The organism is Exiguobacterium sp. s128, assembly GCF_018618815.1.
GTDB lineage: Bacteria > Bacillota > Bacilli > Exiguobacteriales > Exiguobacteriaceae > Exiguobacterium_A > Exiguobacterium_A antarcticum.
Genome location: NZ_JACSMT010000110.1, coordinates 1 through 405, shown reverse-complemented (window position 1 = coordinate 405; position 405 = coordinate 1). Strand labels below are relative to the sequence as shown.

Sequence of the window (405 nt, the reverse complement as noted above, 5' to 3'; positions counted from 1 at the left end):
GGACGGCACGGTGTACAAGAATGACCGTTACTTCCGAACGCTTGAGAAGAAGCTCGCACGTGAACAACGAACGTTGTCCCGTCGTCAACTCATCGCCCTGAACAAGAAAGTAAAACTTTCCGAGGCAAAGAACTATCAGAAGCAGAAGCGGAAGGTCGCCCGCATCCACGAGAAGATCGCCAACAAGCGCACTGACTTCCTGCACAAGGTGTCGACCGAGATCGTCAAAAACCACGACGTCATCGGCATCGAGACCTTGCAGGTGAAGTACATGCAGAAGAATCGCAAGTTGAGCAAGGCCATCTCGGACGTCAGCTGGTCGGAGTTCTTCCGCATGCTGGAGTACAAGGCAGACTGGTACGGGAAGACCGTCGTGAAAGTCGGCAAGACCTTTGCTTCCAGCCA

The 405-nt window shown here is 53.6% G+C and carries 1 protein-coding gene; it reads left to right on the top strand.

The window, feature by feature from the left end; translation table 11 throughout:
* Nucleotides 1–405: RNA-guided endonuclease TnpB family protein (locus KNQ13_RS15845; RefSeq protein ID WP_214773293.1), on the top strand; the 405-nt coding region annotated here is incomplete at both ends.